Origin of the sequence: Salinicola sp. MIT1003 (assembly GCF_001858555.1) — a bacterium.
Taxonomy (GTDB): domain Bacteria; phylum Pseudomonadota; class Gammaproteobacteria; order Pseudomonadales; family Halomonadaceae; genus Salinicola; species Salinicola salarius.
Window position 1 is genome coordinate 25107 of the sequence record NZ_MCAP01000017.1, and the last position, 23531, is coordinate 48637.

The window sequence follows — 23531 nt, forward strand, 5'->3', positions numbered from 1 at the left end:
GCCGATTCCCCTGAACGGCGTCGAATCCCAGATCTGGGGCGTCGTGCGCTCGAATCACATCGAGTTCCCCGTATGATCGCCATCGTCGACTGCAACTCGTTCTACGTCAGCTGCGAACGCCTGTTCAAACCGCACCTGAACGGCCAGCCCGTCGGCGTCATGAGCAACAACGACGGCTGCGTCATCGCGCTGAGCAACGAGCTGAAAGCGCTCGGCGTCAAGATGGGCATCCCGGCCCACTATCTGAAGGAACAGGTCGCCCGCGGCGAGATCACCCTGTTCTCCAGCAACTACGAGCTCTACGGCGATATCAGCAGCCGCGTGCAAGCGGTGCTGGAAGAATTCAGCGCCGGCATCGACCCGTACTCCATCGACGAATGCTGGGTGAACTTCGACGGTTTCGCCCCCGGCCAGCTCGAAGACCACGCCCGGGAACTGCGCCGCCAAGTGAAGCAATACACCGGCATTCCTGTCTCGATCGGCGTCGCGCCGACGCGCACGCTGGCCAAGGTGGCCAACCGTGCCGCGAAGAAGATCCGGCGAACGGGTCGAGCAGCCCCAGGACCAGACACTCCCGCCCCCGCAGGTACCGCTCCATCCCGTGGTCATTGGACTCACGTGTCGGAAAAGCAACGATCTCAGCCATGGGGCAGCTCCTTGTATTGATCACGATCGACAGCGCCATGCAGGCGGGCATTGCGGCCGGCGGCATAGCCCCTGGCCATCGCCCGCTGATCGTCGCGGCGCTGGCCTCGATCGATGGCGTCCATCGCCTCGAGCTGGGGATAAAAGCGCTGCTGGAAGTGCTCGATCGCTGCGATGACCTCCTCGGTCTTCTGCACCGGCACGATGTGTTCGAAAGCGCCCGCAACCCATGCCAGGGCATAGGCATCGGCCCGGCGGATCTTGGTGATGCGCTTGGCACGCTTGTTCATGCCGTTCAGGAACGCCTTGCGATCGGCGATCAGCTGACGCTGCAGCACCTCGAAGGCATAGGCCGCGATGCGCACCTGGCTCGCCTCGCCCAAGAACGCGAAGTAGCCTTGCCAGCCCTCGAATGTCGGGCGCGGCTCGTAGACAGTGGCGGTACCGAAGGCGGCATTGCTTAGGGTGGCCAGATGGTCGAGCCAGCGCGGAGGCTTGCGTCCGGTCGGCGACTTGACGGCCACTCGGTCAATGGTCGACGCCGCGACATCGATCTCGCTGACGCCGTACTCGTCCATCAAATGCTGGGCCTGACGTAGCGCCGTGCCGGCCTCGTGCTCATTGGCCGAGCGTGACAGCGCCAGGCAACGCTCGATCTTGCGAAGGATGCGATCGGGAATCATGCTTCGCTCTCCTCTTGTCGCTGCACCCGGCGCAGCCGTGCCAGTGCGTTCTTCTCGGCACGCGCGTCGCTGGGTGAAAATCCGGTGAACACGGGCGGACAGCCCGGCTTGATGAAACGGACATGGCCACCACGGGTGCGCTCTACAAACCAACCGTGTTCGACGGCGTAACGCACGACGCGCTTCAGCGCGCGCGTCGAGCAGCGAATCGGCAGCGTGTCAGGCATGAGCCACCTCCTGGTGGGGAAGGTTGAGTTCCATCTGACCGGCCCACTCCGCCGCACGCGGATTAAGCCACAGGCACTCGGTGCGCTGCCCTGAACCCCGCTGAGCCGACGCCTGCACATGCCGGCGAGCCATGCGCCAATCCCTGAGCGACTCGCGATAGAGGTCGGCGTCGTAGCCAGAGAGGATCACGTAGCCCTGAACGAGCCGAAGGTGATCGAGCAGTTCGATATGACGCTGATCGCTCAGCTCATGGCGATAAACACGCCGGTGTTCCTTCTGTCGGGTCTCCTCGAGATAAGGGGGATCGACGTAGTGAAGCGTGCGCGGGGAGTCATGCTGGGCAATGACGGTCAAGGCATCGCGGTTCTCGATCAGCACACCCGACAGACGTTCGGCTACGACACCGATCACGCTGGGCAAACGCTGCCAGTGGTGTTGTGTCGTGCCATGGGCACGTCGGGTATCGGTGCGGAAGCCAGAGTTGCCCCGGGTCGCGCCGGCGGAGCCGAAGCCCATATGGGCACGGATCAGCAGACGTCGAGCGCGCTCGACCGGATCCGGGGCACGGTCCCAGGCATGCTCGAATTCGCCACGCGCATAGGGGGTAAGCGCGATCTGCTCAATGAGGCACTGGCACTGCTCGAAACTGCGGAGCACCTTGAACAGATTGACGACATCGCCATCCAGGTCGTTGTAGACCTCGGCGTAGCTGCGCGGCTTCTGCAGGAGGACACCCGCAGCCCCGCCAAAGGACTCGACATAGACATCGAAGGCGGAGGTCGGAGGAAAGTGCGCCATGATCCAGGGCGCCAGACGGAACTTGCCCCCGTGATAACGCATCAGGGGGGCGTGAAGGTTCATTGCCCTACCTCCCGCTGATTCTGCTCGGCCTCGATCTTCCAGAACGCCTGGAAAATTCGATCCCCGTCCGGTATTGCGGCATGTATCTCTTCGGGAGCCGTCACTGAGGCGGCAATGAGATTGAGAGCGTCCTGGACGAGATCGAGATCCAGGGCACGCAGTCGGTTCAGCTCGAACGGCCAGTCGTAGGCGTTGAAAATGCCGAGAAGCAGCCGGCGAACATGATGCGATTGCCCGCTACTGCCAGACGCCACTTCGATGAGGCGCTCTAAGGAGTGCTGGATACGATCGGAGGAAAAGCTCATGACCGTCCCTCCTGCACCTGCTTCCACGCCAGAGACTCGAAGCGGGTGCTCGTACCCACGAACGTGAGATGCACTGTGCCGGTGGGACCGTTGCACTGTTTGCCGATGATCAACTCCGCAAGGCCCTTGTTATCTGGGTTATCGGTGTTGTAGACCTCATCGCGGTAGACGAAGCCGATGACGTCGGCATCCTGCTCGATTGCGCCGGAGTCGCACAGGTCGGCCATGCAGGGACGTTTGTTGGGACGATTTTCCAGCGTGCGGTTGAGCTGCGAGAGCGCCACCACTGGGCAGTTGAGACCCTTGGCCGTGGCTTTGAGGATCAGGATCAGGGCAGGCTTTCCGTGTCGGCGCATCAGCCGGCGGGCGCGCGACTTGAGCGAGGTCGCGGAGAGGACGCTGGAGTCATCGACGAACAGACGTTCCTCGAACCCGAGTATGCGATTGGTGGCCGAGGTCAGCTTTTCCCAGCCACCGTCGTCGAGCTGTCCCGAGCGCAGTTTGCTCATGTCCAGCCGTCCCATGCTCGCCATGAGACGCAGCATCAGCTGCTCCTCGGGCATCTCGAGCGAGAAGACAAAGATCGGGGCGGTGGCCAGCTCGGTGCGACCGGCCGTAGCGACCAGCGCATTCTCGACGAGGTTCATCCCCAGTGTTGTCTTACCCATCGAGGGGCGACCAGCGATGACGATCAGGTCGGAGTCCTGCCAGCCGCAGGTAAGATCGTCGAGATCCTTGTAGCCGGTCGGCGTGCCGGTGATGCCGTCCTTGGCGTTGAAGGCCCGATCGATGGTATCGATCGCTGCCGTCAACGCGGAACGTATGCCCGTTTCCTTGCCTTGCCGGTTTTCAGCCAGCTCGAACAGCTGGCGTTCAGTGGCCTCGATCAACGCCTGGCTGAGCTGCTGCCCATCCAGCGCCCGCTGGCTGAGGTCGCGGCCCATGTTGGCCAGCTGCCGCCGACGCTGGTGCTCACGAACAATCCCAGCGTAAGCGACCACATTGGTCGCCGACGGCGTATTGCGAGCCAGCTCGGCCAGATAGGACAGGCCCCCACAGGTCCCGATATGACCATCGCGCTCGAGCAGCTCAGAGAGTGTCACGACATCGAGTGGCTTCTCGTCGTGCGATAGCTCCTCCATCGCCTTGAAGATCAGCCGATGCGGATAGTGATAGAAAGCTGAGACGTCGACGATCTCGCAGATGTCCTCCCACTTCGTGTTGTCGAGCATCAAAGCGCCCAGCGTGGACTGCTCAGCGTCGATGCTATGCGGCGGAAGAAGCCCCATGGCCTCCGCCTCGACCGGCGTCGGAGGTTGGGTCTCAATGGACATGGCCCACCCCCGATTTCCCGGTGCCCGGTTTACCGTTGGGAGTGACAGCGCCTACCGCGTGGATGGCGTCGGCCCACTCGGGATAAAGATCGGCCGCCACGGCCTTGAGCTGGTCGGCGCAGGCCGGCGCCTTGCGACTGTAGGGTTTTCGAGGCTCGACCCGATGGACGGGCAGCCCCTGGAGCGCGGCCGAACGGTAGGCAGAGAGATTGACCAGCGGCGTCTCGAGCACGCTGATGCCGTGGTCTTCGACCTCGGCATACATGGTGCGAATGCTATCGGCGATGTCGCGGGCGTCGCGGAGCTGGTCGGTCATCTTGTTGAGCAGGATGGAGACCGGCGGCACTTCGAAGCGGGTATAGCGTGCCAGCTCCCGCAGCTCGTTGAGCATGCCCTGAGTGCCACGCACGAATTCGCGGGCGGTGAGCAGTTCGGGAACGATGGGAGAGATCAGCCGATCGGCGGCCATCACGGCCATCTCGAGGATGACGGAGCGCGCGCCCTGGGTGTCTATCAGGATGGCATCATAGCGATCGGCGAAACGATCGAGGAGATCGATCAGCCGGAAGCGACCGTTCGGGGCGTTGAGCAACAACTGCTGCAACTGATTCCGATAGTCGTTGGAGACGATGATGTCTAGATTGGCGATAGCGGTGTGAGAGATGATCTGATCGAGATCGACCAGCTCTGTCGCGAGCAGCTCGTACACCCCGCCTGGGGCCGGCTGGGACAGCTCATAGTAGGAAGAGAGGGTTGGCTGGGAATCCAGGTCTATGAGGAGAACCCGGAGACCGGCATCGGCCAAGAGACCGCCAAGGTTGACCGTCGTGGTGGTTTTTCCGACGCCGCCCTTGGAACACACTGTCGCGGAAACACGCATAACTACACCTCGTCCAATCATGAATGGAACGAGTGCAGAGAGAAAATGACGCTACAATTTGTGTTGACTGCCAAACAGGATGGGGGCTGAGAAGTGGTGGAGCGTTCACATCATGCGAGGTGATACGCTCTAACCAATGCTTCGATCTCTAAGCTCTGGTGCCGACACCAGGAGTCGAACCCGGGACCTACTGATTACAAGTCAGTTGCTCTACCAACTGAGCTATGTCGGCGAGCATAGAGACGTTAGCGATGGCTGGGGTAGCAGGATTCGAACCTGCGCATGCCGATACCAAAAACCGGTGCCTTACCACTTGGCGATACCCCAGCATTGATGGTGGCCAGAGACGGAATCGAACCGCCGACACGGGGATTTTCAATCCCCTGCTCTACCAACTGAGCTATCTGGCCCTCGCCAACGGGGACGCATTTAACCAGCAAGCCGTTTTGGGGTCAACCCTTTTATTTCAAAAAGATGAGTTCTTTTTTCACCGCCCGGAATTCACTGGCTGGGCGGCACGTATCCTTCGGCGTGATCGGTTTCCTGATTGTCGAAAAACCGGTTCATCTGCGTCATCAGATACTCCCGAGCTTGCGGCTCCAGCATGTTGAGATGCTTCTCGTTGATCAGCCGAGTCTGCAGCGCCTGCCATTCCTCCCAGGCGCGTTTGGAGACGGTCTGCTGGATCTCCTGGCCCTTGGCGCCGGGCAGCGGCGGGAAAGCCAGAGCTTCGAGTTCCTGCTGGTACTTGCGGCAGAATACGGTCTGCGCCATGAAAACCTCCTGTCATGCGTTGAGTGCGTGCGTCTGGGCCAGTATCGCCAGCAGCGCCTTGACCGGTGCCGCCAGGCCGACGTTGGCGGGCTCGGCGGGATCGACCCACTGTCGATTCGATTCGGCCACCGCCGTGGCGGCGTTCCGGTCCGGAAGCCTCGCCGGTCGCGGCGTGATCTCCAGTCGGAAGTGGGTAAAAGTGTGGGTGAACGGCTGCCAGGCGCTTTCGAGATGAACGCCTCGACAGTACCGCTCCAGCCACTCGTGCAGTTCGCTGTCGCCATCGAACTGAGGGAAGCCCCACAGGCCGCCCCACAGGCCGCTGGGCGGACGCTGCTCCAGCAGCACCCGACCAGCCTCGTCCTGCAACAGTAACATCTGTGTCTGCCGCGTCGGCAATTCGCGCCTGGGCTTGGAGCCGGGATAGAGGCGCTCCTCGCCCCGGGCATGCGCCACGCAGACATCCTCGAACGGGCACAGCAGGCAGCTCGGCTTGCCACGCGTGCAGATCATGGCCCCCAGATCCATCATCGCCTGAGTGTAGTCCGGCAGCCGCTCCGAGGGCGTGTAGCGCTCCGCCAGTTCCCATAGCCGGGCGAGAACGTCGTTCTTGCCGGGCCAGCCTTCCACCGCATGCAGCCGGGCCAGCACGCGCTTGACGTTGCCGTCCAGAATCGCGGCACGCCGGCCGGTGCTGATGCTGACGATCGCGCCAGCGGTCGAGCGGCCAATCCCCGGCAAGGCGGTCATCGCCTCGAGATCGTGGGTCGGGAATTCGCCGTCGTACTCGTCGACGACGACCTTGGCGGCCTTGTGCAGATTGCGGGCGCGGGCGTAGTAGCCCAGCCCGGTCCACAGGTGCAGCACCTCATCCTGGGGCGCTCGCGCCAGTGCGTGGACATCCGGGAAGCGCGCCATGAAGCGCTCGAAGTAGGGAATGACGGTGGCGACCTGGGTCTGCTGGAGCATGATCTCCGAGACCCAGACCCGGTAGGGCGTCTTGTCGTACTGCCACGGCAACGACTTGCGGCCGTGCGCGTCGAACCAGTCGAACACGCGCTCGCGGAAGGCTTCGGCCGACAGGGCTATTTCTGCCAAACGGCACCTCTTCGGAATGATGGAAACGATCCGGCCCGCCATGCGACGGGACCGGGTCGAGGTGATGAACAGGATGGGAAGACGGAAGCGAAGCGACAATCCGCCAGCAGAATGACAAGGCGCCGACATGACGTCGGCGCCCAGGCTGAGTGCTGACCAGGCTTACTGGAAGATATCCCGAATCTTGTTGCCCAGCTTCTCGGCCGCGCCGTCTCCGAGCTTTTCGCCGATCTTCTGGCGAGTCTCGTCGTCGAGCTGCTTGTCCAGTTCTTCGTCGATCCGTTCGCCGGCCTTTCGCTTGGCCTCGTCCCTGGCCAGTTCGGCAAGGGAGCTCTGGAACGCCTCGCGATCGAATCCGCACCACTGCCCCGGCGCCTCGTCGAGGCTGCCCTGGCAGCGGATCGGGAAGTCGATCCGGGCCAGTCTCGGATTGACGCCACAGGCAGCCTCGTCGGCAGTATCGGTAAAGCGCGCCGCGGCGCGATAGTCGAGACGGTTGGTCACCAGATTGACGTCACCCTTGCCGGTCACCTCGATGCCCGGGATGGCGATGACGAGATCGTCGTTGTGCGCCACGCCGTTGTCGACCGTCACGCTGGCCTGCAGGCGATCGAAGGCGGTGTCCTCGCTCCATTCGCGGGTCGATTCACGCCCTTCCAGCGTCGCGACCGCCGTGCACAGCTGACGCGAGACATTGACGTCGAGCATGGCGCCGTCGTCGACACGCAGCGCAGCCTGGCCGTCGAGATTCTGCTTGAGCCCTTCGACCGTGTTGGTCCGCGAATCGAAATCGCCCTGCAGGTTGAGCTTGCCGCGTAGCGGTGACGTCTTGCCGCTGAAACCCTGATACAGCGGCGCGATATCGACGCCGTTCATACGCTCGGTGAAGGAGAGCCGGATCGGCGACTGACTCAGGTCCAGCGCGCTGGAGGCCTGCAACGCGCCGTCGTAGAGGTTGGCGCTGAGGGAATCGAGGCGCTGACGCCCGCCGCTGCCACTGGTGGCCAGTTCGACGTCGCTCAGATCGATACCCTTGACCTTGAGGGAATCCAGCGTCAGATGCCCTTCCTGCTCGAGCCCGGCGAGCCAGTCGACGGGAAGCAGCTCGGCGCCTTCGGCCGCGGCCAGCGCCGGCGCGACACCGAGCGCCGAGAGCCAGGCGGTGTCCTTGGCGTCGTCGCCCGTCGCGTCGCCGCCTGCGTCCTGCGATCGCGGTGCCAGATAGCGGTCCAGATCGAGCCGATCGCCGGCAAGATCGAAATTCAGCGCCTGACCGTCGAACGCGGCACCCAGCGAGCCACGCAGTTGGGTGTCATCCAGCGTCATCTGCAGATCGTCGAAATCGATCTGTTGCGTATCGCCTGAGAACGGTCCACTCAGCGACAGCGCCGTGAGCGCCTCGTCGTCGGCGCTGTTCACCTCGATACCGAAGCGCGTCAGCCAGTCCCGCACCGACAGCGGCGCCAGTTCCATCCGGCCCTGATAGCGTGGCGCGTCGCTCAGTTGCGTGACGTTCACGCTGCCTTTCAGGTCCAGGCCATCGTCGCCGGTCAAAACGAGGTCACCGAGCGTGGCGGTCTGGGCCTCGAGATCGGCCGCCGCATCGCCCTGAAGGTCCAGCGACAGCGGTGTTTCCTGCATGGCGGAATGGTAGAGCGAGGCCGCGAGCTGAATGTCGTCGGCCCGGTACTGTTTCGCCCGGGTATCGGCGACCAGCGTGGCAACCTTCAGATTGAGCGTCTGGGCCTGCTCGGCCAGTGTCGGCAGTTGCGCCTTGCCGTTGAGCGTCACGCCCTCGAAGGTGTAGCGCCCGGCACCGAGATCCATCCGCATCTGGCTCTTCAACTGCAGATTGCCGTTCACATCCGGCTGGCGACCTTCGACATCGAAGGAGAGCTGGATCGGGAACGAGGATTGCGGGCTGACGTTGCTGCTTTGCAGACTGAGGTTGGCCAGCGTGATGTCCAGCGGTTTCTGCCGATCGACGTAATTCACCTGGCTGTTAGAGACCTTGATGCTGGCGATGTCGAACGCCACCGCCTGATCGGCGCCCGGCTTCAGGCCGGGGCCCTTTTTCTCCGATTTCTCCGGCTGAGCCGGCTTCGACGGCTCGGCCCCCTTCTGGCCATCGTTCTCGGCTAGGCGATCCAGCAGCACCTGCCAGTTGCCTTGCCCTTGCGCATCGCGGGCGAGATTGAGGCGCATGCCATCGAGGATCAGGCCGTCGACCGAGACATCGCCGGTCAGCAGCGGCGTAAAGGCCACGCTGACCTCGGCGTTGTCGAAGCCGACGAAGGGCGCATCGTCCCGGGACTGCTCGGGGAGCCAGGCTTCGGCGTCCTTGACGCTGACGCCGATGCGCGGATAGAAGGACCACGACAGCGGGCCATCGAGACGCAGCTCCAGGCCGCTCTGGTCGCGAACCGCCTCGATCAGGCGCGGTTTGAGATCGTTCGGATCGAAGAACGTGGTGATATAGACAACCGCCACCACGACCAGAATCCCCAGGACACCGACTGCCGCCAGCAGCGTTCTGAACAGCCCCTTCATTCCCATCCTCCCTGTGCGTGATCGACAGACGCCAGCGGTCGATGAACGGTACATCGCCGCCACGCCGTGCGACCGGGAATCGCCCTACCGGGAACGACTGAATGATGCGACTCGACGTGCTGTGTGGCTTCCGGCATGCCCCCTGTATCTCCTTGTCGGCAGAACGGCCTGACTGATCGGTGGGCGGCGCGAAGATCGCCGCCTGATAAACACCGCCATTGTAGCGGATGCAGGGCTCGATTCACTATAATGGCCGATTCTCGCCAACCGTACCGGGAGATTCCCCACGCATGTCCGAGCGCATCGCCACGGTGTCGCGCGACACCAACGAGACGCAGATCACGGTCACGGTCAACCTGGACGGCAGCGGCCGCCTGGATTGCCGGACCGGGGTTCCTTTCCTCGACCACATGCTGGATCAGGTGGCTCGCCACGGCATGATCGACCTGACGATCGATGCCAAGGGCGATCTCGAGATCGACGAGCACCACACCGTCGAGGATCTCGGCATCACCCTGGGTCAGGCCTTCGCCCAGGCGATTGGCGACAAGCGGGGCATTCGTCGCTACGGCCATGCCTACGTGCCGCTCGACGAGGCGCTGTCCCGCGTGGTGATCGATTTTTCCGGCCGTTCGGGCCTGTTCATGGATGTCGAATTCACCCGCGCGACCATCGGCCGGCTGGACACGCAGCTGTTCTGGGAGTTCTTCCAGGGCTTCGTCAATCACGCCCAGGTCACGCTGCACATCGACAATCTCAAGGGCTTCAACGCCCACCATCAGGCGGAAACCATCTTCAAGGCGTTCGGCCGGGCGCTGCGTGCCGCGGTCGAGGAAGACCCCCGCATGGCCGGCCAGATGCCATCGACCAAAGGCAGCCTGTGATACCGTCCATCGCCACCACCGAATCAGCGAGGAAACCGCAATGACGATCGCCGTGATCGATTACGGAATGGGTAACCTGCACTCCGTGGCCAAGGCGCTCGAGCACGTCACCCATGAAAACGTCATGGTGACCCGCGATCCGCGCTCGATTCGCGGTGCCTCGCGCCTGGTGCTGCCCGGCCAGGGCGCGATCCGCGACTGCATGGGCGAGTTGCAGCGCACCGAGCTCGAAGGTCTGGTCAAGGATCTGCTCGAGGAGCAGGCCAAGCCGCTGCTGGGTATCTGCGTCGGCCAGCAGATGCTGTTCGATCGCAGTGAGGAGAACGGCGGCGTCGACTGCCTGGGCTTCCTCCCCGGTCGCGTGCGTCACTTCGGCCACAAGCTGACCACGCCCGAAGGCGAGCGCCTGAAAGTGCCGCACATGGGCTGGAACCGCGTGGCGCAGCATCACCCGCATCCGCTGTGGAACGGCATCGAGGACGGCGCGAGGTTCTACTTCGTGCACAGCTATTACGTCGAGGCCGCCAGCGATGCCGATATCTTCGGCACCACCGATTACGCCGGCGTCGATGCCCACGTGGTCACCGGTCGCGGTACCGTCTTCGCGGTCCAGTTCCATCCGGAGAAGAGCGCCGGGGACGGTCTGCGGTTGCTGGAAAATTTCGTCAACTGGGCGCCCTAGCCACCATCCGAAAGTGGCTGCGCTCATCCATATGGCGTTAAAAAATCGGCTCAAGATACTCATTTACCCTCCGTAAACTCCGTTCTTTCGCCGATTTTTGCCTTATCTGGTCATCGCTCGCCGACTTTCGGACAGCACCTAACCGACTCACAGTCAAAGGATTCGAAGCCATGCTGGTGATTCCCGCCATCGATCTCAAGGACGGCCAGTGCGTGCGCCTCAAACAGGGCCGCATGGATGATGCGACCTCCTACGGGGACGATCCGGTCGCGATGGCCGCACGCTGGGTCGAGGCCGGCGCGCGGCGGCTGCACCTGGTTGATCTCAACGGCGCCTTCGAGGGCAAGCCGGTCAACGGTGACGCCGTCACGGCCATTGCCCGCGCCTATCCGGATCTGCCGATCCAGATCGGCGGCGGCATCCGTAGTGCCGAGACCATCGAGCACTATCTCGCTGCCGGGGTCAGCTACGTGATCATCGGCACCAAGGCGGTCAAGGAACCCGACTTCGTCGGCGAGATGTGTCGCCGGTTCCCGGGCCACGTGATCGTCGGCCTGGACGCCCGCGACGGCTTCGTCGCCACCGACGGCTGGGCCGAGGTGTCCACGGTCAAGGCGGTGGATCTGGCCAGGCGATTCGCCGATGACGGCGTCTCCTCGATCGTCTACACCGACATCGCCCGCGACGGCATGATGCAGGGCGTCAACGTCGAGGCCACCGCGCAGCTGGCTCGCGACGGCGGCCTGCCGGTGATCGCCTCCGGTGGCGTGACCGATCTGGAAGACATTCGTGCGCTGGCCAAGGTCGCTGACAGCGGCATCATCGGCGCCATTACCGGCCGCGCCATCTACGAGGGCTCGCTCGACGTCGCCGAGGCACAGGCGCTGAGCGATTCGATTCAAGGCGATTCGATGCCTGGTGACGGGATCGACGCCGCCAAGGGAGACATCTCATGACGCTGGCCAAACGCATCATTCCCTGTCTCGACGTCGACGCCGGCCGCGTGGTCAAGGGCGTCAATTTCGTGGGGATTCGCGACGCTGGCGATCCGGTCGAGATCGCCAAGCGCTACAACCAGCAGGGCGCCGACGAGATCACCTTTCTCGACATCACCGCCAGTCATGAAGATCGCGGCACCACCGTCGAGATGGTCGAGCGTATCGCCGGCGAGGTGTTCATTCCGCTAACCGTGGGCGGCGGCATTCGTCGCTGCGAGGATATTCGCACCATGCTCAATGCCGGTGCGGACAAAGTCTCGATCAACACCGCCGCTGTCACCAACCCGGATTTCGTGCGCGAGGCCGCCGAACGCTTCGGCAGCCAGTGCATCGTGGTGGCGATCGATGCCAAGAAGGTCAGTGCCGAGGGCGAGCCGCCACGCTGGGAAATATTCACTCACGGCGGGCGCCGCCCCACCGGGCTGGACGCCGTGGACTGGGCATGCAAGATGGTCGAGTACGGCGCCGGCGAGCTGCTGCTGACCAGCATGGACCGTGACGGTACCAAGGTGGGCTTCGATCTCGGCGTGACCCGCGCGATCAGCGACGCCGTCGAGGTGCCGGTGATCGCTTCCGGCGGCGTCGGCAATCTCGAGCACCTGGTAGCCGGCGTCAAGGAAGGCGGCGCCGATGCGGTGCTCGCCGCCAGCATCTTCCACTTCGGCGAATACACGATTCCGGACGCCAAGCGCTACATGGCCGAACATGGCATCGAGATGCGCCTCTGAGGCCATTGCCGAGCGAACCTGGCGACCCCAAAGCGCCGCGCCTGAGTTCCAGGCGCGGCGCTTGCGTTTTCTGCCGTTTACCTCACTTGCCTTCGCGGCCAGCGACAGGCCCCGACGACCGTCGTCATCACGGCAGATAGCGCGCCTCGAGAACGCCGTCGAGCTCGGCGTAGGGAATCATCAACTGCGGCTGCCCCGCCGCGTACGGCGCCAGGTCGTAGACCTGATACTTCACCGCCAGACCGTCTGCCAACGGTGCCACGTTGTCGGATAGCGCGAACGGCCACTGCATCTCCGACAATCCGCTGGCCTGATCGGACTTCAACCAGCGCTGATGCGCGCGCTTCAACGCCGCCTCGTAAGCCGGCCGCTGCCCCGGCAGCAGCATGTCGTCGAGGTCCACCACCTGCTGCGTGTCACGCTCGATTACCATGTAGGAGGTCAGCGGCAAGCCGTGGGCACCGCCGCTATACAGATAACCGTCGAGCTCGATCACCAGCAGGTCGTCGCGATCCGCCACGATGTCCGCCCTGAGATCGGCCTCGAAGCCGGGCAGTTCCGGCACGTCCTGGCGGGCGCTGCGGGCAGCCGCGAACACTTGATCGGCGAAGGCATCGAAAGAACGGGCCTGCCCCATGGCGTTGCCGTCGGGGCTATCGCCCAGCCCGCTCGCCAGGCCGAACAGCCGCCGTTCGAGTTCGTCGGAGAGTTGCGGCGATTCGGGGAAGCGCAGATAGGCGGCGTTGACGTTGGCGCAGCCGTCACCCTCGCAGTCGGGCTCGTGTACGCTTTTCACTACCGGCTCGGTGCGCAGCGCATCACCGCTCCATCCCAGACTCTGGCAACCCGCCAGCATCACTGTCGCCAATGCCAGACCACCGACCAACCAGCGTTTCTGCATGATGTTCCTCCTTGAACGTTATTCTCGCGCGTCGACCGCTATTGCTGTTATCGGCCTCCAATCGCCTTGCTCCTGTCTTTCCGTCGACAAGCCGTTATCAACAGTCTCTGGCATGACCAGCTTATCCACAACCGGTCGACGCCGATCAATCGAGGCTCAGCCCCAGATTGCTGATCCCCTGGTTCCGCCCCAGGATACGCAGCGCCCGTAGATCTTCGAGCCGGGGATCGGCCTCGAGCGCTTCGAGCACCGCGTCCTGAAAATCGCGCTCGTCCTGCATCAGCTCGTGCTCGCGGAACAGTGCGTCGAGCCGCTCGGCGTCCTCGCTGCCCTCGGTCATTTCGATATAGGCGCGTACGCCGTTGCGGGAAACCCGGCTCACCTCCAGTGCGGCCTCCGGGGCTTCGCCGCGCAGGGCATCCAGCAACGTGGTCAATGCCATGACGCTCTCCGTTGCCCGTCGCGCACCGAAGCTGTCGTCGTCTTCCGGCGGCTCGATCTCGGCCAGTTTCTCGGCCTGCTTGTCGAAGTCGATCCGGGCCGAGGCGACCTTGAGCCGTTCCCACACCAGATCCAGCACATTGTTCATCACGCTCGGATTGCCGTGGCCGCTCATGCCGGCATAGAGCGCATAGTTGGGCACCAGGCGTTCGCTCAGCGCCGCCATGAAAGCGATCTGCTGGCGCGCGTCGAGCCGGCGAAGCCTGGCGTTGAAGCTACCCGTGGGCTTTGTCATGAATTCCTCATCATTCTGGCCACATCAAATGCATCGGCACGCGACCACCGGCATCGAAAACGACCCCTTCGGCGCGCAATTTCTCGTGCTGGCGCTGGGCGCCGCCATGCTCCGCGATTCGTCGGCTGGCACCAATGACCCGGTGCCAGGGCAGGTCGTGCCCCGCGGGCAGTTGCCGCATGGCCGTCCCGACCAGGCGCGCCGTGGCGCCTTCGGTCATCCGGGCGATCCGGCCGTAGGTGGTGACTCGCCCTGCGGGTATCTGCGCCACGATGGTGTAGATCTGTTCCAGGAGCTGGGCACGAATGGCCATCGCTAAAACCCTATTCCTCGCTTGTGGAGTGGTCCGGTCGTCCCCATCATTGGACCTATCATGCATATCTACTTTCTTCAGCATAGCCCGCTGTTCGGCCCCGCCCGCATGGCGGATTGGCTCACCGGCATGGGCCACAGCTACAACCACTGCCGACTGGACGAGGGCGAACTGCCACCGCCACTGGCCAACTGCGACGCACTGGTGCTGCTCGATGCGCTGCAACCGCCCGATGCCATGCTGCTCAAACGCGAGCGCAAGCTGGTGGATCGCGCCCTGAAGAGCAACAAGCCCGTGCTGGGCATCGGCTTCGGCGCCGGCCTGATCGCCGAGGCGCTCGGCGCCATCGTGTCGCCCGCCGTGCAGCCGGAAATCGGCTGGCAGCCGCTGGCCCTGGCGGACGAAAGCCCCTTCGACCTGCCGGAAACCTTCGACGCCCTGCTCTGGCACCGCGACATCTTCGGCCTGCCGGATGGCTGCCTGCCGCTGGGTAGTACGCCGGCCGGTCCGGTCCAGGGGTTCGCCTGGGATCTGGGTCGCGTCGTCGCGCTTCAGTGTCACCTGGAGCTGACGGCCCAGGGTACGGCGGCGCTGTGCGATCACGATCTGCCGGCCACCAACGCCGCGCCCTACGTGCAGACTCGCGACGATATCCTTGACGACCCGCGACGCTTCGATCGGCAGGCGGCGCTACTGGACCGGATCATGACCCAGTGGCTGAGCGAGCGCTGAGCTAGATATTCTCTCTATCTAACCGGCCTGCTCGCGCTCCCACTGCCGGGCGACCGCCAGGCAGCTGTCCCAATCCCCGACGTGCAGTGTCGGCCGGGGCTGATGCTCGATCTGGTGGCGATACATCGGGTCGTAGTACTCCCGCAGCAGCGGTGCCAGCCAGGCATCGTGGGCCTGCACGTTGCCGTGGCGCTGGGCCACGAAGGCCCGCTGCTGCGCCTCGGTCAATCGCGCCAGACGCTCGCCCCCCAGGCGCTTGCCGAGGCGTTTCAGAGCGCCGGAGAGCTGCTTGCGAAACAGCACTTCGCCCAGATGCGGGCCGTAGTCGCGATGATAGATCGCGCTCAGGTCCTCGATGTAATCCTTGCGGATCTGCTCCAGGCGCCACTCCAGCGGCATCTCTACCCGGATACAGGGCGCGGCTTTCATTATCTGCCAGAAGGTAGCCGGAATCGCCAGCCGCCCGATACGCTGGGACTCGTCCTCGACCACCCGCGCATGGGGCAGACGCATCAGGTCCAGCGTCAGGCCATGTTCGAAGTCGATCTGCGACGGCCCGGCCAACGGATGCTGGCCGAAGGCCGACCCCTTGTGACGCGCGTGGCCTTCCAGGTCGACGCCAGAATCGAGCGAATTGACCAGCGCCGTCTTGGCGCAGCCGGTCAGACCGGCGACCAGCAGCAAGGGTGCCTGACTGTGGGCTTCCAGCGTTTCGATGAACCGGGTGCGCATCGCCTTCCAGCCACCGCGAATCCGTGGCAACGGATAGCCGCGCTCGGCAAGCCACTGCTGCGAGATCTTCGAGCGCATGCCCCCGCGGAAGCAGTAGATGACGCTATCCGGCGCTGCCTTTATGGCTTGTTCCCAGGCGGCCAAACGCGCTTCGCGACTCTCGCCGGAGACCAGGCGGTTACCCAGCTCGACCGCGGAGTCCTGGCCGGCGTGCTTGTAGCGAATGCCGACCTCGCGGCGCTCGTCGTCGTCCATCAACGGCAGGTTGATCGCCCCCGGCAAGGCGCCAGCGGCAAATTCGATCGGCGCCCGGACATCGATCAACGGTCGTTGGAGCAGCGCCAGATCGGCATCGATCAACTCATGACTCGTTGCACGGCTCTTGTCGTCGTCCTTCAACCGCGCACCTCGATCAGGCTGGCACCGCCGCGCTTGCTGAGGCATTCGCCGAACGCTTCCAGTTTGAGTTGATGCTGACGCCCGATTCGCTCGACATCGTCGGCCCAGGCCGGATCCACGGCCAGCAGCAGGCCGCCGGAGGTCTGCGGATCGCACAGCCACTGCCAGTGAGCGGCGTCCATGTCCGGCAGCGCCTTGCCGATCGCCTCGCGATTGCGCGCGGTGCCGCCCGGCACCGCACCCTTGCGACGGTAGGCCTCGGCTTCGGCGAGACGCGGCAGCTTGGCGAAATCGATCCGCGCCTCGACGCCACTCGCCGCACAGACTTCGCTCAGGTGCCCGGCCAGCCCGAAGCCGGTGACATCGGTCATGGCATGCACGCCTTCGACCTTGGCCAGTTCCTTGCCGATATCGTTGGCGATCAGCATCGTCTCGCGAGCCAGGCCGTGGTGACCGGCTTCCAGCAAGCCCTGCTTTTCCGCCGTGGTCAGCAGGCCGACGCCCAGCGGCTTGGTCAGATAGAGCAGGTCGCCCGGCTTGGCGCCGCTATTGAGCTTGAGGTTGTCAAGATCGACCAGGCCGTTGACCGAGAGCCCGAAGATCGGCTCCGGCGCGTCGATGGAGTGGCCGCCTGCCAGGGCGACGCCCAGTTCGCGACAGACGGCCTGGGCCCCGGCCATGACGTCCCCGGCGATCTCCGCCGGCAGCTTGTCCAGCGGCCAGCCGAGAATGCCCAGCGCCATGATCGGCTCGCCGCCCATGGCGTAGACATCGCTGATGGCGTTGGTCGCGGCGATGCGGCCGAAGTCGAACGGATCGTCGACGATCGGCATGAAGAAATCGGTAGTCGAGATCAGGCCGCGACCGTCGCCCAGGTCATAGACGGCGGCATCTTCACGCCCCTGGTTGCCGACGATCAAATGCTTGCTGTTGGCACCCGGCCCGGCCTTGGCAATGATGCGGTCGAGCACGTCGGGGGCGATCTTGCAGCCGCAGCCGGCCCCGTGGCTGTACTGCGTCAGGCGAATGGCACTCATGGTCTGCTCCTCGTCTCTTTCCTGGAGATATCGATCCTGGCTGGCAGTTTACCCGACGCGGCGACGAGACTCAGCGCCGAACGACGTGATCCTCGCCGGCGACGGGAAAGGCGGCCCCGTGGACCACCACGTTCACAGCGCTTCCAGCGCCTCGGCCAGCTTGTCGACCGCCACCACCTGCATGCCGGCAGGCGCCTTCTTGGGCGCATTGCCGCGCGGCACGATGGCTCGCGTGAAACCATGCTTGGCGGCTTCGATGATGCGTTCCTGGCCGCTGGGTACCGGACGGATCTCGCCGGACAGCCCCACTTCGCCGAATACCACCAGCTCCCGTGGCAAGGGCCGATTCTGAAGACTGGAGACCACGGCCAGCAGGACCGCCAGGTCGGCGCTGGTCTCGAGCACCTTGACCCCGCCGACGACGTTGAGGAAGACATCCTGATCGCCGGTAAACAGCCCGCCGTGCTTGTGCAGCACGGCCAGCAGCATCGCCAGGCGGTTGTGATCGAGCCCTACCGCGACGCGACGCGGGTTGCCCAGCGCAGACTCGTCGAGCAGTGCCTGCACTTCGACCAGAATCGGCCGCGTGCCTTCCCACACCACCATCACCAGACTGCCGGAGGCCAGCTCCTCGCTTCGCGACAGGAAGATCGCGCTGGGATTCTTGACCTCCTTGAGGCCGAGCTCGACCATCGCGAACACGCCGAGTTCGTTGATCGCGCCGAAGCGATTCTTCTGCCCGCGCAGGGTGCGGAAGCGGGAGTCGCTGCCGCCTTCGAGCAGCAGCGAGGCGTCGATCATGTGTTCGAGCACCTTGGGGCCGGCCAGCGTGCCGTCCTTGGTGACATGACCGACCAGCATCAGCACGGTGTTGCTCTGCTTGGCGAAGCGCGTGAGTGCCGCCGCCGATTCCCGCACCTGGGCGACGCCACCGGGCGCGGAGCCGATATCCTCCAGATGCATGGTCTGGATGGAGTCGATGATCAGCACCTCGGGGCGCTCCCGCTCGGCCACGGCCAGCAGCATCTCGATGCTGGTCTCGGCGAGCATCTTGAGTCCCTGGGTCGGCAGTTGCAGGCGGTGGGCGCGCATCGCCACCTGGGACAACGACTCCTCGCCGGTGACATAGAGTACGCGTTTGCTCTGGGCCAGGCGGCAGGCGGTCTGCAACAGCAGCGTCGACTTGCCGGCGCCGGGATGGCCGCCCAGTAGCACGGCCGAACCGGGCACCAGGCCGCCGCCGAGAACGCGATCGAACTCTTCGAACGTCGAACTGAAGCGCGGCACCTCGGTGAGATCGACGCCGGAAAGATCGACGACCTCTCGCGACAGCGCGCCGGCATAACCGCCCCGAGCACCACTACCGCTCGCGGGTGCGCCGGGCCGGGCGCCGCCGACCCTGACCTCGCTCAGCGTGTTCCATTCGCGGCAGTTGCTGCACTGGCCCTGCCATTTGCTGTAGTCCGCACCGCATTCGGTGCAGACGAAGGCGCTTTTCGCTTTTGCCACGCGCGGCGGTCTCCATCAAGCAGGTGGGGATGACAGACGTGCATGGCGCCATAGATGGCGTTTCCACACCGACTGCCCGTTGACGGCTGTCCTTCAACGACAAGAGGCGGCCAATGGCCGCCTCGATGTGCTCGTCAGCGTAACGATTACTGACGGGTCAGACGCAGCATCTCGCCGTTTTCGAAACGACGGCGCTGGGGATCGATCAACTCCAGCGTGCTATCGTCGATCTTCTGGAAGTAGTAGATCTGGCCTTCGCCGTTCGGCGTCAGCTCATAGACCGTTGCCTGCGGATCGACCGCCGTTCCGGTCATCGTTTCCCACTGGCCTTCGTACTGCTCCGGATCCGGGTTCTGCGGATGATTCCGGTAGTCGGCCTCGAGGGTGAAGGTACGCTCGGCAGCGGGCGATGACTCGGTGCCGTTGAGGTCGACGGTCAGGTCGATACCATCACAGCTGCGACAAGGCAGCGTGCCTTCGTAGGTGGTCGTGGTCGACGACATTCCGGCAGATGAATCGGCGGTGCCGGTCTGCGTTTGGGTGCCACCGCTGGCACAACCGGCCAATACGGCAACCGTGGCGGCGCTGGCCAGCAACGTCCTGATCTGCATATCGGTTCTCCTTCACTTCTGGGCCATATAGGCCGCCTCGGCGGCCACATGATGACAGGATAGCGGTAAGTTTCCCGCGTGACACCCCATTCAGCCACCACGGCTCAGGCTGTCACGCGCAAACGGCTCAATCCAGCGCCGGATAGTCGGTGTATCCCTCGGCCCCGCCACCATAGAAGGTTTCCGGATTCGGCTCGTTGAGCGCGGCATCCCGACGGAAGCGCTCGACCAGATCCGGGTTGGCGATGTAGGGACGCCCGAAGGCAGCGGCATCTCCCAACCCGTTTTCGATCAGCGCTTGTGCACGTTGGGCGGTGTAGTGCCCGCAGTAGATCAGCGTACCGGAGAAACGCTCGCGCAGATCGCGGCGGAAATCGTCGCTCAATTGCGGGCCTTCGCCAGTCCAGTCGGGCTCGTTGATGTGCAGATAGGCGATCTGGCGACGGCTCAATTCGCTGGCCAGATAACGCATCATCGCTTCGGGCTCGTCATCCGAGAGACCGAAGATTTCGATGAAGGGCGACAGCCGCACACCAACGCGCCCGGCCCCCATGACCTCGTTCACGGCGTCGACGACTTCCAGCAGCAGACGGGCTCGGTTGACCACGTTGCCGCCGTAGCGGTCGTTGCGCCGGTTGCTGCCGGTAGCGAGGAATTGCTGCAGCAGATAGGCATTGGCGGCGTGCACCTCGACCAGATCGAACCCTGCACGCTTGGCGCGCTTGGCAGCCTGACGGTAGTCGTCGATCAGGCCGGGGATCTCGTCCAGCGCCAGCGCCCGTGGTGTGCTGGTCGGGTGCTGGCCGGAGCTGCCGTCCTCGAACTCGACGAAACAGTTGGCGCCCTCGGCGCGCAAGGCGCTGGGCGCGACGGGGGCCTGACCACCCGGTTGTACCATCTCATGGGAGATACGGCCCACGTGCCACAACTGCAGGGCGATCCGCCCGCCGGCACCGTGCACGGCGTCGACGACCTGGCGCCAACCCGCTTCCTGAGCGTCGGTCCAGATGCCCGGCGTGTAGACATAGCCCTGTGCCGTGGGCGAAATGTTGGTCGCTTCGCTGATGATCAGGCCCGCGCCGGCCCGTTGGGCGTAATATTCGGCCTGCAGTGCGCCGGGAATGCTATCCGGCGTGCGGGCACGAGTCAGTGGCGCCATCATGACGCGATTGTCGAGTTCGACGTCACCGACGGTAATGGGCGAAAGCAACTTGTCGTAAGCCATGGAATCCCTTCGAAGATAAAGAGTGTAAATCGTGAGTCGGATATTCCTTAGATGAGGCCGTTAGAGCACTAATCAAGCCTACCGTTCATATTCCCGGGGTTGGCTTGCACCGATTCGAGCCTGACGTCACTATGAGTGCTGCCCTGCCGCACTTGTCTGCATCGTATCCATCACGTGCCCGCGAGAGATCATGAGTCGATTCTGGAGCCCCGCCGTTCGCGCCCTGACCCCCTACGTACCGGGTGAGCAGCCACGCGAGAAACTGATCAAGCTCAATACCAACGAAAATCCCTATCCGCCTTCCCCGGCCGTCGAGGCGGTATTGCAACGATTCGCGGTGGATCATCTGCGTCTCTACCCGGATCCGGAATCTTCGGCACTGCGTCAGACGCTGGCGAAGACCTATGGCGTCGAGCCGGAACAGGTCTTCGTCGGCAACGGCTCCGACGAGGTATTGGCGCTGGCGTTCCAGACCTTCTTCTGCCAGCCGAAGCCGCTGCTGATGCCGGCGATCAGCTACAGTTTCTACCCGGTCTACTGCAAGCTGTACGACATTGCCTATCGAACCGTGGCGCTGAACGACCACTGGCAGATCGCCCTGGAAGCTTTCGATACCGATAATGGCGGGGTCGTGTTCGCCAACCCCAACGCACCGACCGGCCACGGTCATCCGCGCCAGGCTATCGCCCGCCTGCTCGAGCATATCACCGAGAGCGTCGTGCTGGTCGACGAGGCCTATGTGGATTTTGGCGGCGAAAGCGCCATCCCGCTGATCGACGATCACCCCAATCTGCTGGTCACCGGGACGTTGTCCAAATCGCGCAGCCTGGCGGGGCTGCGCGTGGGTTATGCCATCGGCTCGCGTGAGCTCATCGACGGGCTGGAGCGGGTCAAGAACTCGTTCAATTCCTATCCGATCGATATGCTGGCCAGCGAAGTCGCCATCGCTTCACTGGAGGATGACGAACACTTCCAGGCTTGCTGCGAGCGGGTCGTCGCGACACGCGAGTGGACGCGTCAGCAGCTCGAAGCCCTGGGTTTCGAAGTCCTGCCGTCACAGACCAATTTTCTGTTCGTGCGTCATTCGGAACGCAATGGCGCGACAATTTTCAGCGAACTGCGTGAACGCGGCATTCTGGTGCGTCATTTCGACAAGGATGGACTACGCGACTTCCTGCGTATCTCGATCGGCACCGATGACGAGATGCGCAGCCTGATCGAAGCACTCCAAGCCACGCGCCAGGCTTAGTGGCAGCGCGATATCCGTCAGAACGGTATCGGCTTTCCCACGCATTCCCAGAAACTGCCGCTCTCTTCGGGCGGCGGTCATCCATCACGGCCAGCAGGCGCTCCGACACGAAATCCGGCGTGGACAGTTTTCCTTCCGGAACACGGCGCTGAAACGGCCGGGAAAGAGAGGTGTCGGTCGTGTCACCAGTGACTCGGCGTTCAGGTCTTCGAATCGCTTTCCCGGCGACCCCCTGTCGCAGCTAAAAAAGCGCTTGAATGATCAGTTATCTAGTATCCCTTGTGCGAAATAGCCGGTAGCAAAAGCTAATCCGGCTGCTGCGGTACCCATTAACAATGTACGCAGTCCCGATCGCCACATTGGCACGCCATATACCGCGCTCTTAAGCATGCCGATACCTAAAAATACCAGTCCTGCGAGACCAAGACTGGCCAGGAATCGAGTTGTAATACCGAGTCCGGGCAGAGCATAGGGCAACAGGGGCAAAGTGCCGACCAAAAGAAATGCAGCGAAGGTAGTCAGAGCCGATCGCAAAGGGCTGATTCCAGCAGCAGAAAGCCCATATTCTTCCCGTAACATGGTTGAGACCCATACCTCTGGATCGTGACATAGCGCTTCGACTACCTGTTCAAGCAGCTCCCCCTCAAACCCCTTCGCTTGGAACAGCTGACGAATCTCTTCTCGCTCGCCTTCTGGCACCAAGGCGATATGTTGGTGTTCGACCTGTTCAGCGTTAGCAATCTGAGCCAATTGTGCTTGGCCAGCCTCATAGTTGCTCACCGCCATACTGAAACCATCAGCAGCCAAGTTGGCGAATCCCAGTACTAATGCTACTTGTGGCGAGAAGCCCGCACCGAAAGCACCAGATACCACAGCAAAGGTAGTGACACAGCCATCAATACCTCCGAGTACAGCATCAGGTAGCGTTGATGCTCTCATTGGCCTTGCCAGCCGGTCGCGCACCGCATCGGGCTGGTGCTCGCCCAGAAGCTCCTCGCGGCTGGGAGTCGGCATGATGAAACCTCCTGTGGTCCGGATGGCTAATCAGGAGTATATGCACAACAAGGATATCGAGCTGATCAAAAGCGGGATGCTATCTTCGCTGGCGCGACCGGCAATGACACGTCCAGGCCGCTCGCTCTTCAGACAGTTCAGCACGAATAGGCAGTTCAGTACGGCCTGACCAATGCCGTCACGACAGGCCGTTTGGCCCGTGACGTTTCATGCGGGCATAAAAAAACCCCAGCCTTGTTGGGCTGGGGTTTGGGATAGATGCCTGACGATGAGTCGGCCGGCGTTCCGGGACTCTCCATGGGAGACCCCTAAATAAGTGAACCCCGACCAATGGCCGGGGTTCGGTATAGATGCCTGACGATGACCTACTCTCACATGGGGAGACCCCACACTACCATCGGCGCTGAGCGGTTTCACTACTGA

Annotated in this window: 25 protein-coding genes and 3 tRNA genes; 7 read left to right on the forward strand and 21 right to left on the reverse strand. The window is 63.4% G+C overall.

Translation table 11 applies throughout. The features are described from left to right. Positions 1-72: 72 nt before the first annotated feature. Positions 73-666: a hypothetical protein gene (locus tag BC443_RS09130; protein ID WP_083387306.1), complete on the forward strand. Its 594-nt coding sequence runs from the start codon at positions 73-75 to the stop codon at positions 664-666. On the opposite strand, the gene BC443_RS09135 is transcribed toward BC443_RS09130, so the two are convergent. The 12 genes from BC443_RS09135 to BC443_RS09190 all read right to left on the reverse strand — a co-directional run bounded on the left by BC443_RS09135 (position 639) and on the right by BC443_RS09190 (position 9358). Then, the gene (locus BC443_RS09135; RefSeq protein WP_071231529.1) at positions 639-1328 is read right to left on the reverse strand and encodes a DUF2786 domain-containing protein; all 690 of its coding nucleotides are present in this window, start codon (positions 1326-1328) and stop codon (positions 639-641) included. The two genes, BC443_RS09130 and BC443_RS09135, sit on opposite strands and share 28 nt — an antisense overlap. Continuing rightward, positions 1325-1555 (reverse strand): type II toxin-antitoxin system HicA family toxin, encoded by a 231-nt coding sequence (locus BC443_RS09140; protein WP_071231530.1) that lies wholly within the window; start codon positions 1553-1555, stop codon positions 1325-1327. Before BC443_RS09140 ends, BC443_RS09135 begins: the two co-directional genes overlap by 4 nt. Further along, positions 1548-2417, reverse strand: coding sequence for a DNA adenine methylase (locus BC443_RS09145; protein WP_071231531.1), 870 nt, complete (start codon positions 2415-2417; stop codon positions 1548-1550). The genes BC443_RS09140 and BC443_RS09145 overlap by 8 nt, the downstream gene beginning before the upstream one ends. Next, entirely contained in the window at positions 2414-2722 is a 309-nt protein-coding gene (locus BC443_RS09150; RefSeq protein WP_071231532.1) for a hypothetical protein, read from the reverse strand. The genes BC443_RS09145 and BC443_RS09150 overlap by 4 nt, the downstream gene beginning before the upstream one ends. Continuing rightward, a complete protein-coding gene (locus BC443_RS09155; protein WP_071231533.1) occupies positions 2719-4056 on the reverse strand; it encodes a replicative DNA helicase in 1338 nt (445 codons plus the stop codon). The genes BC443_RS09150 and BC443_RS09155 overlap by 4 nt, the downstream gene beginning before the upstream one ends. After that, positions 4046-4936 (reverse strand): ParA family protein, encoded by an 891-nt coding sequence (locus BC443_RS09160; protein ID WP_071231534.1) that lies wholly within the window; start codon positions 4934-4936, stop codon positions 4046-4048. Before BC443_RS09160 ends, BC443_RS09155 begins: the two co-directional genes overlap by 11 nt. Before the next feature lie 156 nt (positions 4937-5092). Next, positions 5093-5168, reverse strand: a tRNA-Thr gene (locus tag BC443_RS09165). 20 nt (positions 5169-5188) lie between these two features. Continuing rightward, positions 5189-5263: transfer RNA gene (locus tag BC443_RS09170), tRNA-Gln, on the reverse strand. Between the two features lie 7 nt (positions 5264-5270). Then, a tRNA-Phe gene (locus tag BC443_RS09175) sits at positions 5271-5346 on the reverse strand. Positions 5347-5437: 91 nt separating this feature from the next. Next, positions 5438-5710 (reverse strand): oxidative damage protection protein, encoded by a 273-nt coding sequence (locus BC443_RS09180; protein ID WP_071231535.1) that lies wholly within the window; start codon positions 5708-5710, stop codon positions 5438-5440. A 12-nt stretch (positions 5711-5722) separates the two neighbouring features. Further along, positions 5723-6808 (reverse strand): A/G-specific adenine glycosylase, encoded by a 1086-nt coding sequence (gene mutY / locus BC443_RS09185; protein WP_071231536.1) that lies wholly within the window; start codon positions 6806-6808, stop codon positions 5723-5725. Positions 6809-6970: 162 nt separating this feature from the next. After that, positions 6971-9358 (reverse strand): AsmA family protein, encoded by a 2388-nt coding sequence (locus tag BC443_RS09190; RefSeq protein WP_071231537.1) that lies wholly within the window; start codon positions 9356-9358, stop codon positions 6971-6973. Between the two features lie 290 nt (positions 9359-9648). On the opposite strand from BC443_RS09190, the gene hisB reads away from it, so the two are divergent. The 4 genes from hisB (at position 9649) to hisF (ending at position 12650) form a co-directional block, all read left to right on the forward strand. Further along, complete coding sequence (gene hisB / locus BC443_RS09195; protein WP_071231538.1) at positions 9649-10242, forward strand: imidazoleglycerol-phosphate dehydratase HisB; 594 nt, start codon at positions 9649-9651, stop codon at positions 10240-10242. Between the two features lie 40 nt (positions 10243-10282). Beyond that, positions 10283-10924 carry an imidazole glycerol phosphate synthase subunit HisH gene (hisH, locus tag BC443_RS09200; RefSeq protein ID WP_071231539.1) on the forward strand — a complete coding sequence of 214 codons (642 nt, stop codon included), beginning with the start codon at positions 10283-10285 and terminating at the stop codon, positions 10922-10924. A 170-nt stretch (positions 10925-11094) separates the two neighbouring features. Further along, the gene (gene hisA, locus BC443_RS09205) at positions 11095-11880 is read left to right on the forward strand and encodes a 1-(5-phosphoribosyl)-5-[(5-phosphoribosylamino)methylideneamino]imidazole-4-carboxamide isomerase (protein WP_071231540.1); all 786 of its coding nucleotides are present in this window, start codon (positions 11095-11097) and stop codon (positions 11878-11880) included. After that, entirely contained in the window at positions 11877-12650 is a 774-nt protein-coding gene (gene hisF, locus BC443_RS09210; protein ID WP_071231541.1) for an imidazole glycerol phosphate synthase subunit HisF, read from the forward strand. Before hisA ends, hisF begins: the two co-directional genes overlap by 4 nt. A gap of 127 nt (positions 12651-12777) precedes the next feature. On the opposite strand, the gene BC443_RS09215 is transcribed toward hisF, so the two are convergent. The 3 genes from BC443_RS09215 to BC443_RS09225 all read right to left on the reverse strand — a co-directional run bounded on the left by BC443_RS09215 (position 12778) and on the right by BC443_RS09225 (position 14600). Further along, positions 12778-13551: a DUF3298 and DUF4163 domain-containing protein gene (locus BC443_RS09215; protein WP_071231542.1), complete on the reverse strand. Its 774-nt coding sequence runs from the start codon at positions 13549-13551 to the stop codon at positions 12778-12780. Between the two features lie 145 nt (positions 13552-13696). Next, positions 13697-14287 (reverse strand): YjaG family protein, encoded by a 591-nt coding sequence (locus tag BC443_RS09220; RefSeq protein ID WP_071231543.1) that lies wholly within the window; start codon positions 14285-14287, stop codon positions 13697-13699. A 10-nt stretch (positions 14288-14297) separates the two neighbouring features. Beyond that, positions 14298-14600 (reverse strand): MGMT family protein, encoded by a 303-nt coding sequence (locus tag BC443_RS09225; RefSeq protein ID WP_071231544.1) that lies wholly within the window; start codon positions 14598-14600, stop codon positions 14298-14300. 60 nt (positions 14601-14660) lie between these two features. On the opposite strand from BC443_RS09225, the gene BC443_RS09230 reads away from it, so the two are divergent. Next, positions 14661-15332, forward strand: a complete 672-nt coding sequence (locus BC443_RS09230) for a type 1 glutamine amidotransferase (protein WP_071231545.1) — start codon at positions 14661-14663, stop codon at positions 15330-15332. An 18-nt stretch (positions 15333-15350) separates the two neighbouring features. Here BC443_RS09230 and mnmH read toward each other — a convergent pair whose 3' ends face one another. The 5 genes from mnmH to BC443_RS09255 all read right to left on the reverse strand — a co-directional run bounded on the left by mnmH (position 15351) and on the right by BC443_RS09255 (position 20845). After that, positions 15351-16424: a tRNA 2-selenouridine(34) synthase MnmH gene (mnmH, locus tag BC443_RS09235; RefSeq protein ID WP_071231555.1), complete on the reverse strand. Its 1074-nt coding sequence runs from the start codon at positions 16422-16424 to the stop codon at positions 15351-15353. Between the two features lie 35 nt (positions 16425-16459). Beyond that, positions 16460-17500: a selenide, water dikinase SelD gene (gene selD / locus BC443_RS09240; RefSeq protein WP_071231546.1), complete on the reverse strand. Its 1041-nt coding sequence runs from the start codon at positions 17498-17500 to the stop codon at positions 16460-16462. A gap of 132 nt (positions 17501-17632) precedes the next feature. After that, the gene (radA, locus tag BC443_RS09245) at positions 17633-19009 is read right to left on the reverse strand and encodes a DNA repair protein RadA (protein WP_071231547.1); all 1377 of its coding nucleotides are present in this window, start codon (positions 19007-19009) and stop codon (positions 17633-17635) included. Positions 19010-19155: 146 nt separating this feature from the next. After that, positions 19156-19620 (reverse strand): copper resistance protein NlpE N-terminal domain-containing protein, encoded by a 465-nt coding sequence (locus tag BC443_RS09250; RefSeq protein WP_071231548.1) that lies wholly within the window; start codon positions 19618-19620, stop codon positions 19156-19158. A gap of 127 nt (positions 19621-19747) precedes the next feature. After that, positions 19748-20845, reverse strand: a complete 1098-nt coding sequence (locus BC443_RS09255; protein ID WP_071231549.1) for an alkene reductase — start codon at positions 20843-20845, stop codon at positions 19748-19750. Positions 20846-21035: 190 nt separating this feature from the next. Here BC443_RS09255 and hisC point away from each other — a divergent pair, with 190 nt between their 5' ends. Further along, complete coding sequence (gene hisC, locus BC443_RS09260) at positions 21036-22094, forward strand: histidinol-phosphate transaminase (RefSeq protein ID WP_071231550.1); 1059 nt, start codon at positions 21036-21038, stop codon at positions 22092-22094. A gap of 261 nt (positions 22095-22355) precedes the next feature. On the opposite strand, the gene BC443_RS09265 is transcribed toward hisC, so the two are convergent. Further along, the gene (locus tag BC443_RS09265) at positions 22356-23108 is read right to left on the reverse strand and encodes a VIT1/CCC1 transporter family protein (RefSeq protein ID WP_071231551.1); all 753 of its coding nucleotides are present in this window, start codon (positions 23106-23108) and stop codon (positions 22356-22358) included. Between the last annotated feature and the right edge of the window lie 423 nt (positions 23109-23531).

Coding starts and splice junctions, on each gene's coding strand:
- BC443_RS09230 (WP_071231545.1), top strand. CDS start 14,661: ATGCATATCTACTTTCTTCAGCATAGCCCGCTGTTCGGCCCCGCCCGC.
- BC443_RS09180 (WP_071231535.1), bottom strand. CDS start 5,710: ATGGCGCAGACCGTATTCTGCCGCAAGTACCAGCAGGAACTCGAAGCT.
- BC443_RS09135 (WP_071231529.1), bottom strand. CDS start 1,328: ATGATTCCCGATCGCATCCTTCGCAAGATCGAGCGTTGCCTGGCGCTG.
- BC443_RS09250 (WP_071231548.1), bottom strand. CDS start 19,620: ATGCAGATCAGGACGTTGCTGGCCAGCGCCGCCACGGTTGCCGTATTG.
- BC443_RS09225 (WP_071231544.1), bottom strand. CDS start 14,600: ATGGCCATTCGTGCCCAGCTCCTGGAACAGATCTACACCATCGTGGCG.
- BC443_RS09145 (WP_071231531.1), bottom strand. CDS start 2,417: ATGAACCTTCACGCCCCCCTGATGCGTTATCACGGGGGCAAGTTCCGT.
- BC443_RS09190 (WP_071231537.1), bottom strand. CDS start 9,358: ATGAAGGGGCTGTTCAGAACGCTGCTGGCGGCAGTCGGTGTCCTGGGG.
- BC443_RS09220 (WP_071231543.1), bottom strand. CDS start 14,287: ATGACAAAGCCCACGGGTAGCTTCAACGCCAGGCTTCGCCGGCTCGAC.
- hisF (WP_071231541.1), top strand. CDS start 11,877: ATGACGCTGGCCAAACGCATCATTCCCTGTCTCGACGTCGACGCCGGC.
- hisH (WP_071231539.1), top strand. CDS start 10,283: ATGACGATCGCCGTGATCGATTACGGAATGGGTAACCTGCACTCCGTG.
- BC443_RS09160 (WP_071231534.1), bottom strand. CDS start 4,936: ATGCGTGTTTCCGCGACAGTGTGTTCCAAGGGCGGCGTCGGAAAAACC.
- selD (WP_071231546.1), bottom strand. CDS start 17,500: ATGAGTGCCATTCGCCTGACGCAGTACAGCCACGGGGCCGGCTGCGGC.
- BC443_RS09215 (WP_071231542.1), bottom strand. CDS start 13,551: ATGCAGAAACGCTGGTTGGTCGGTGGTCTGGCATTGGCGACAGTGATG.
- BC443_RS09140 (WP_071231530.1), bottom strand. CDS start 1,555: ATGCCTGACACGCTGCCGATTCGCTGCTCGACGCGCGCGCTGAAGCGC.
- BC443_RS09130 (WP_083387306.1), top strand. CDS start 73: ATGATCGCCATCGTCGACTGCAACTCGTTCTACGTCAGCTGCGAACGC.
- BC443_RS09265 (WP_071231551.1), bottom strand. CDS start 23,108: ATGCCGACTCCCAGCCGCGAGGAGCTTCTGGGCGAGCACCAGCCCGAT.
- hisA (WP_071231540.1), top strand. CDS start 11,095: ATGCTGGTGATTCCCGCCATCGATCTCAAGGACGGCCAGTGCGTGCGC.
- hisC (WP_071231550.1), top strand. CDS start 21,036: ATGAGTCGATTCTGGAGCCCCGCCGTTCGCGCCCTGACCCCCTACGTA.
- BC443_RS09255 (WP_071231549.1), bottom strand. CDS start 20,845: ATGGCTTACGACAAGTTGCTTTCGCCCATTACCGTCGGTGACGTCGAA.
- BC443_RS09150 (WP_071231532.1), bottom strand. CDS start 2,722: ATGAGCTTTTCCTCCGATCGTATCCAGCACTCCTTAGAGCGCCTCATC.
- BC443_RS09155 (WP_071231533.1), bottom strand. CDS start 4,056: ATGTCCATTGAGACCCAACCTCCGACGCCGGTCGAGGCGGAGGCCATG.
- hisB (WP_071231538.1), top strand. CDS start 9,649: ATGTCCGAGCGCATCGCCACGGTGTCGCGCGACACCAACGAGACGCAG.